Annotated in this window: 10 protein-coding genes; all 10 read right to left on the bottom strand. The window is 40.2% G+C overall.

What is annotated here, in order from left to right; genetic code table 11:
- Nucleotides 1-558: cobalamin-dependent protein (locus tag KJ849_08240; GenBank protein MBU2600547.1), on the bottom strand; the 558-nt coding region annotated here is incomplete at its 3' end.
- Nucleotides 559-575: 17 nt separating this feature from the next.
- On the bottom strand, nucleotides 576-1,961 hold the full coding sequence (locus KJ849_08235; protein MBU2600546.1) for a glycosyltransferase: 1,386 nt from the start codon (nucleotides 1,959-1,961) through the stop codon (nucleotides 576-578).
- Between the two features lie 91 nt (nucleotides 1,962-2,052).
- Nucleotides 2,053-2,376, bottom strand: coding sequence for a hypothetical protein (locus tag KJ849_08230; GenBank protein ID MBU2600545.1), 324 nt, complete (start codon nucleotides 2,374-2,376; stop codon nucleotides 2,053-2,055).
- Nucleotides 2,377-2,481: 105 nt separating this feature from the next.
- A complete protein-coding gene (locus KJ849_08225) occupies nucleotides 2,482-3,249 on the bottom strand; it encodes a HEPN domain-containing protein (protein MBU2600544.1) in 768 nt (255 codons plus the stop codon).
- A gap of 40 nt (nucleotides 3,250-3,289) precedes the next feature.
- Nucleotides 3,290-4,870, bottom strand: coding sequence for an ATP-binding protein (locus tag KJ849_08220; GenBank protein ID MBU2600543.1), 1,581 nt, complete (start codon nucleotides 4,868-4,870; stop codon nucleotides 3,290-3,292).
- 140 nt (nucleotides 4,871-5,010) lie between these two features.
- Entirely contained in the window at nucleotides 5,011-6,120 is a 1,110-nt protein-coding gene (gene wecB, locus KJ849_08215; protein MBU2600542.1) for a UDP-N-acetylglucosamine 2-epimerase (non-hydrolyzing), read from the bottom strand.
- A gap of 18 nt (nucleotides 6,121-6,138) precedes the next feature.
- Complete coding sequence (locus tag KJ849_08210) at nucleotides 6,139-7,050, bottom strand: NAD(P)-dependent oxidoreductase (GenBank protein MBU2600541.1); 912 nt, start codon at nucleotides 7,048-7,050, stop codon at nucleotides 6,139-6,141.
- 19 nt (nucleotides 7,051-7,069) lie between these two features.
- Entirely contained in the window at nucleotides 7,070-7,210 is a 141-nt protein-coding gene (locus tag KJ849_08205) for a polysaccharide biosynthesis protein (protein MBU2600540.1), read from the bottom strand.
- Between the two features lie 64 nt (nucleotides 7,211-7,274).
- Complete coding sequence (locus tag KJ849_08200; protein ID MBU2600539.1) at nucleotides 7,275-7,475, bottom strand: hypothetical protein; 201 nt, start codon at nucleotides 7,473-7,475, stop codon at nucleotides 7,275-7,277.
- Nucleotides 7,476-8,030: 555 nt separating this feature from the next.
- Nucleotides 8,031-8,215 (bottom strand): hypothetical protein (locus tag KJ849_08195; protein ID MBU2600538.1); only part of this gene is annotated, 185 nt, incomplete at its 5' end.

Here is an 8,215-nt window from a genome sequence, read left to right as displayed (position 1 = left end):
TTTATTGTGAATTATTTGACCATCTTGCCGAAAAGAAAGGCCATCAATTTGCGAAAACTGGTTTTCTCCCTTTTCTATTTCTTTAGCCAGTTCAAAAAAAGTCTCTTCCCCCTCACCCCTTACAACAAAATCTATACCTTTATCACCCAAAAATTGATCAGAAAAGAGAGTTGGATGATGGCCGCCAACAACAACCTTTATTTTTTCACTTATCTTTTTAGCAATCTTGACTATTTTTAAACTTACAGCATACTTATTGGTCATTGTTGAGATTCCAAGTATATCCGGAGAAAAAGATTCTATTTTCTCTTTGATTTCTTTCCAGACATAATGATTATCATTATTCAAAGCTTTAATAACATCATGCTGATGAGAAAATGAATATTCATAAGAATAAGAGAAAGGCTCAATGTTTTTATCAAAATCGGCGTTATAAATACACACAAAATGACCCGCTTGATCTAATATTGTACCTATGTATCCCAATCCCAGGGGGAAAGAATCTTCTAAGATTCCCATAAATCGTCTATAAGGAGGACTGATTAATAATATTTTCATACTGCCATTCCCCACCTTTATCCAAAGGTCTCCAAAATTTCCTTGGCCTTTCTATGGCCAGGATTGCACTCTAAGCACTTCTCAAACTCAATTTTTGCCTTATCCAAATTACCTTGGGCCTGACAAATCTCGCCAAGATGAAAATGGGCTCCAGCAAAATAGATATCTTTTTTATCCGTCTTGAGGGACAAAACTTGTTTGAATTTCTCTATTGCTTTAGTCCATTCTTTTCCCTTTTGATAACACGAACCAAGAGAATAATTTATCTCAATGTTTTCAGGCTCAATCTCACTCCACTCCTCTAAGACTTTCTTCCCCTTGGCATAATCCCCTTTTTGAAGAAATGAGACTCCTTCTTGAATTCCGAACTTAGAAAATTCATCTATAATATTTGGACTTATATCAAAAAATTTCTCTGCTTTCATCAATACAGTTTTTACAAGTTCTGTGAAGGACAGATTCTCTATTCCTTGAGGAATGCTCCTGTAAACTTCTTCCAAAAATTCCCTCTTTATCTTTCCTGTTTTCATAAGGTATTTGGCTGCTGTATCAAACCACCCCTTTAGATGACAAAGAAAACTTAGCTCCAAAAAAGAAGTTAAATAAAGAGTTTGATTTTGAGGGGATTTTTTCAGGGCTGGAAAAATCTCTTCTATTTGAGATTTCTCAATAATTCTCTTAGCTACAATATTTGCCATCTGGTAATTTTTACTATAAGAAGCAATATTTTTTTTATGCTCTCTATATTTATGCAAACATTGGGGAATAACTTCTATTCTATAATTCATAGCTATCTCAACCCACTTCTCATATTCTGTGGCCCTCCAGATTTCAGGATATTCATTATCATATTCTTCATCATTTTCTCTAAAGAGACCTAATCCCTCAAATATTTCCCTTCTTATTAATACCGTATTTCCATTAATTTTGCATCCTCCTAATAATAAATCAAATACAATTTGATCGTAGTTTGAGTATGTAGTCCCACCTTTTCCAGTAATTGAACCCTCTCCATTAATTACAAAAAAATGAGTATGCGTCAGAGCAACTTCTGGATTTTTTTCCATATATTTAAACTGAACATCTAATTTTTCCGGCATATAGGCATCATCAGAACTCAACCAGGCAAAGTATTTTCCCTTCATGTTTTTAATTCCTAAATTGACAGCCGCCGAAGTCCCACTTGGACCATCCTCTTTGTAAATATACCTTATCCTCTTATCAGGATACCTCTCAATAAAATCTTCTACTACTTCTCTTGAATTATCTGTTGAGCCATCATCAACGACAATCATCTCCCAATCGGTGAATGTCTGATCAATAACACTCTGCATACATTCACCTAAAAAATGGGCATAGTTATAATTGGGGATAACAACGCTAATTGCTGGTTTTATTTTCATCCTGCTTATTTAATGACACTCCTATATCCCACTGACGCAGGTGTGATTTTTCTGCCATTTTTGGAACACCTGTGTCAGTTACGTCTTTCTTTTAAAGTCGGGTTGCCTCATACATCTTCTTAAGCCAAAACCTCTTAGAAGTGGTTCTATAGACCGTTCTTTTGCCTTCACTTCCTTTACCGAGTACCTTTTTTTCTTCCAGATCAGCAAGTTTTTTATTTAAAGCAGACCTCTTAAGTCCTTCAACCCCTACTCTCCCTGAAATCAGGACATTCTGAGCAATATCACCAGAAAGGTAGAGGTTAAGCTCGTCAATCTCTTTCTCTCTATCTATAAAGAAAGTTAGTTCTTCCTCTCGGACAAGGGGATTGATTGAAAGATTAGGTTCTTTCTTGAGTTTGAAATATGACCACATTTTTCACCCTTTTTTTATTACTACCTCTTCTCACAGATTTTTCTTAATTATCCTATTCTTGCCTCAAAAATTATGTCTCGCCTTTCTTTAATTTCAACCTTTGCTTTAGGGAAGCATTCCCGAACTGTCTTTAGTAAAAGATGTTTGAATTCGTAAATCTTCAGTTGAATAGTTCGATACATACCCGCTTATCTCTTTAACAACCTTGCTGGCTATGCTTACTGCCCGCACCGCATCTTCTTTTTGGTGGGGTTCGCCCAAGGGAAGAAGGCCTTCTTCTGCCGGATATCTCCCTCGATAGATACTGTCTATAAAGATAATATCATCCTCATCAATTCCTAATGCCAAATTATACTCATCCTCTGCAATTGTCTTTAGTCTTTCTATACTGTAAATCCTCTCAAGCTCCCATCCTTTTTGAAGAAGCCCTGCCTTCAAAGACTTTTTAATTGCCTGCTGGCTGTGATAACAAGCTCCCCTGAAATAGCCACCTCCAAGAAGATATTCTGCCATCCCAAGATCTTCATCAACCTGTTTTAACCATTCCTTAACCGAATCCTTCATATATAAAGACCTCCCTTCATTTTGAATAAGTCTTAAGAACGGGCTGCCCCTAAAAAAATATTCCCGCAGTTTGGAAACCGGCACAATAAATGGATCAATGGCAAACCTTTTATAGAAGCCTCTTAGATGCTTAGAAAGAAGATTGTTAAGCCCTCTCGCATCTCCTTTGCTATCTTCACTAATGATCAGTAGATCAAGATCTTCTCCTATCCCTTCTTTCGCCACTGAGCCAAAGACAATGACAGAAACAGGCTGTAATGTCCTTACTATTTCACTACTGACTTCTCTGGCATCTTTCAATGTGACCATTTGCTTTAGGGCTGTCCCTTTTTCTTTGACACAGGCTATTTCACATTCCCCATATCTTTATTTGCTTTCCCTGACATGTCTCTTGTCGGCTAAAGATTTTCTCTTCCCAGGTCTTATTCTTGTCTCGATTAAAAATCACCAGGTGAGCTTCATCTGCCCCACAGCGGTCGGCATATTCTGCGGTTTGCCGAAGACCTTTTTCAATGACACTGCTCAAGGAGCCGTTGGTCAGCTTTAGCTCAATCACCACCTGTTGCACGCCACCAGGATATGGCCAAACAACCAACAGGTCGGTGCGCATCCTGCCCAGGCCGTATTCTCGCTCGACCCGGCCACCGCTGTTGACAATCCTCTGGAGAAAGGCCTGGAGCAAGAGCTGTGGTCCAGCCTCCTTGTAGTCAAACCGCTCTATCCAGTGCTCTGAGTGCTGGCGGAAGAACTGCTGGAAGGAGGCCATTAGCCTGTCTATATCGAGATGTCCGTCGAAAGACTGGATATACCAGGATGGCTCCTGACTGATGGTCAATTGGGTACTGTAAGTTAACTCTCTGGGAATAATTTCCTGGTAGATCAGGTTTGCAATTCTTAACTCTCCCTCTGTCCGGATGAGGCCCATATCCCGCACATACTGAATATCATCCGTGGAAATTAAGTCTGGGCTGCCTTCCCCGGCCAACACCGGCTCGATGACCTTTCTGACCCGCTCTTCTTTGAGCTTGTCTGCAAGTTGGTCAAGATGTGTTTCCCTTCTTAAGATAAGATTTTCTTTGGCCTCTATGACCATTTCGGTCATAATCGGCTGTGACCGGTCTCGACCATTTTTCATCTCAAAACAGGTCTCATAGCCAATGGCATTGACCAGCCAGGGTTGGCCACTGGTTAGATCCCAGACCAAATCCATTACTTTAGGCTCAAAGGATTGCCCGGTCTCCTCTGTGTGCTGTTTGTACAGGGTCTCAACCTCTGCCCGGGTAAAATTCCCCAGTCGCAGGGATTTAGCCTTGATGTTGAAGGCGCTGCCGCCGGTGATAATGGCTTTTTCACTATCTGAGTGAATACGGTAGTCCCGCACATCCCGTACCCCACACAAGACAATGCTCTGAGGGAAAAAGGACGGACGATTGGGATACCCGGTCCGCAATTGCCGTAAGACCGAGATGAGGGTATCTCCCACCAGGGCATCAATTTCGTCTATCAGGAGGACTAGCGGCTTAGGGCTATCTTGAGCCCAGCGCGCAAGAATCTCTCTTAGCGCCCCATCTCCGCCATATTTATTTAGCGCATCAGGCCAGGTATCATCGATAGATGGGTCTTGCAGAAAATTACGCGCTTGCGAGCCTATTTCGCCCAAGATCGTCTTTATTCCCCGACTGACATCTTCTCTGGCAGACTGGGCCATCTCTACATTGAAGTACAGACAATAGTATTTCCCTTCCCTGTTCAGATAATCCATCAGGGCCAGAAGACAGGTTGTCTTGCCTGTCTGCCGCGGAGCATGCAGCACAAAGTATTTCTCCTGATCAATAAGCGAGAGTATCTCATCTAAGTCAAAGCGAGTTAACGGGGGCAGGCAATAATGTTTCTCGCACCTGACCGGCCCGGCCGTGTTAAAAAACCGCATTAGCAGATATCTCCTTCTTCTTCTTAATTATTCCCGCCCAACCAACTATTAATCTAAGAACTTTATCAGAGACATTTGTAGTTCGATAATCTACAGGAACATCAAATCTTTTGCCAGCAAGAAATTGAGAGGTTGCAATCTCAACAGCCTGCAAGACTGTCAACTTCTAACAATTTCTCAACAATCCTCTTAGCTGCCTTTCCATCCCAAAGTTTAGGGATTCTGCCTCTCTTGCCGCCCCCATTTATAACTACAAGACATTCTCGTACTATCTTCTCAGTATCAGTTCCCACTAATACATTTGTCCCCTCCGAGATGGTTATTGGTCTCTCGGTATTTTCTCTAATAGTCACACAAGGAATACCAAGCACGGTTGTCTCTTCTTGCAAACCACCAGAATCGGTCATTGTAAATTTAGACCCTTTAGTCAACCTTAAAAAATCTAAATAGCTTAGCGGCTCAACTACTATCATGTTGGAAAGAGAATCTATTTTCTCATCTAATCCTAATTCTTTAATTCGTATCCTTGTTCTGGGATGGACCGAAAAAACAATCTTGATCTCTTTTTGGATCTCTTCTATGGCTTCGAGTATTCGAAGAAAGGTTTCTTTTTGATCAACATTACTTGGCCTATGAAGAGTAAGCAAGGCGTAAATTTTTTCCTCTAAGCCAAGTCTTTTTAAAATAAGAGAGTTGTTTACCCCTTCCATGTTACTAAACAGGGAATCAATCATCACATTCCCAACAAAGAATGTCTTTTCTTTTCCAATCCCTTCCTTTTCTAAATTATTGTTGGCATCCTGGCAAGTAGTAAAGAGATAATCTGAAAGGACATCTGTGACTATTCGGTTAATCTCCTCAGGCATACTCCGATCAAAACTTCTAAGTCCTGCTTCAATATGGGCCAGCTTAATCTGTAGCTTAGCAGCAACCAAAGAGCAGGCCAGGGTAGAGTTGACATCTCCCACCACTACAATTAAGTCAGGCCTATCCTCTATTGCCATCTTCTCAAACTCAACCATTATTTTAGCTGTCTGGTATGCCTGACTTGCTGAACCAACCCCCAAATAGAAATCTGGCTCAGGCAAAACAAGCTGTTCAAAAAAGCTCTTGCTCATCTCATAGTCATAGTGCTGCCCTGTGTGAACAATCAAGGCTTCAAATTCGGCAGGGTGTTTCTTTATCTCCTTCCAAATAGGAGCAATCTTCATAAAGTTTGGCCGGGCACCAGCAATTAAAAAGACCTTCATTTAAAACCTGCTATTTCTTCAAAGATTATAAGCTGACCTCATCCATTCAATAGTTTTGGGAATTCCTTCCTCTAATGTTACTACAGGATTATGCCCCAAATCTTGAATAGCCTTTGAGCAATCCAGTTTTTTATCTTTAGTAGTAAAAGGCTCGGCTTCTACGCATTTTACCAGCGAGTCATCTTTGCCCAGATATTTTAAAATAATATCAGAAGAAGTCTTCATATCGTGATATTCCAAACCACCAATGTTATATACCTCACCTGGTTTAAAGTTATCCACAATATTGGCCAAGGTACTCACTGTATCATCTATATAGCTTGAAGTTCTATGATGACCAAGATAGACAGTGTAAGGAATGTTGTTTAATGCACGGTATATAAAAAGACAGATGGCACTTCGGTAAGGACTATAATATTCTCCAGGACCGTAGGTGTTAAAAAGTCGCACTCTAACTGTTTCTGTCTGATAGAAGGCAGCCGAATTTAAAATCTGCATCTCGTTAACCCACTTGGTCATAGCATAATCATTAAGTTGCTTAATCTCTACCTTATCCATTACATCTTCTTTCATTACACCATCATAATCTCCATAGACCTCGGAACTTGAAAAGTGAATCAACCGAAACTTCTTTCTCTCCTGAAAGCGAATAATATTCTTTGTTCCCACAACATTGGTCATCCACAGATTCTCATAATAATCCTCTCCATTCCAACGACCAAATTCAGCTGCTAAGTTATAGACATAGTCAAATTCGTGGCTTTCAAATACTTTTTCCAATTGGCGGAATTTGCTTATATCGCATCGAATGTATTGCTCATCGTGATCATGAATAAGATCGCAAGCCCAAACTTCGCACCCTCTCCTTCGAAGCTCCTTCACCAATGGCTTTCCCACCGCACCTATTCCACCAGTAACTAAGATTTTCATAGCACCTCCATAAATTTTCTTAAGAAATAATCCTTCTTGGAAAGGCCAATAATTTCTCAACAACGGCCTCGCCAAAAGAGCCTGTTCCACCTGTAACAAGGATAACCACATTATCTATTTCAGGATAAATTATCTTCTTTGTTTGTTTCATTTTACCCATTCCTTCTCTTTTGCACATTTATGCACATTGTGCATAAATTATTTTATCGAATCCATCAAATTTGTCAAATCCATCGAATCTGCCAACGCGATTTATTAAATAGATCATTGAACATTCTCATTACTTCTTGAATTATGGATGGGACATAAATACGACCTCCATCATTCTCACAGTCAGCAAACCACTGTGCCGCAACTGATGACAGACGAGTATCATCCTGTAAATACCAGATAAGAGCATGGGTGTCACTTACGGCATTAGGCATCAGAGATCCTCCCGGGGAAAGTTGCCCCACATCTCTTGACGGACATGGTCAATCTCTTCTGCACTGATTGAGCACCCCTTTAACAATCCTCGCAACGAACGCCGCCGTAGCTTCATCGGGGACTGAAGAGGTACTTCTAGATCGGGAATGAGAGATTCAATCACCCGCAGCTTATCAAATGGTGACAACCGCCGAGCTAAATTCACAACTTGCTCAAAATTTGTCATCCTCTCTTGCGTTTCTACCTCCTAATTTTAAGATTATCCATTGACAAATATCTTAAGAAGAGACTCTCTTGACTTTCTATGCTCTGGAATAACCTTAAGGCCATTCCTTGAAGTGGTGTTTTGCCTCTTTCTCTTTTTTAAGCTCTTTATAAATACAGCCTAAATGGAAATGGGCATTGCCCAAAAGGTTTCTGCCAGTAAATTTACTTTTTCAATTTTTGTCTCTGCCGCAAACTGATGCAAACTTTATTATCTCAAGCGGTAACAAACCCTTCGACCAATACCTTCTCTCTTAACTATTCCCAGGCTGATTAAATGATTCCAGTATTTATTTTCGTAGTTTTTTTGCCTTTGCCGTTTTTGCCGTTTTTACCGTTTTTGCCGTTTTTGCCCCCGGTAAAGAGTCATCATAATATTTGAAAAACAACCCTATTTTTTTATCAATCTCGTAGGTGTCTGACTCTACTTCTTTCACTATCTTTTTAGCCAACAGGCTTTTGACTACTGTTTGAA

The organism is bacterium (assembly GCA_018830565.1).
In the GTDB taxonomy this organism is placed as follows: domain Bacteria; phylum UBA9089; class JAHJRX01; order JAHJRX01; family JAHJRX01; genus JAHJRX01.
This window is presented reverse-complemented; position numbering and strand designations above follow the sequence as displayed.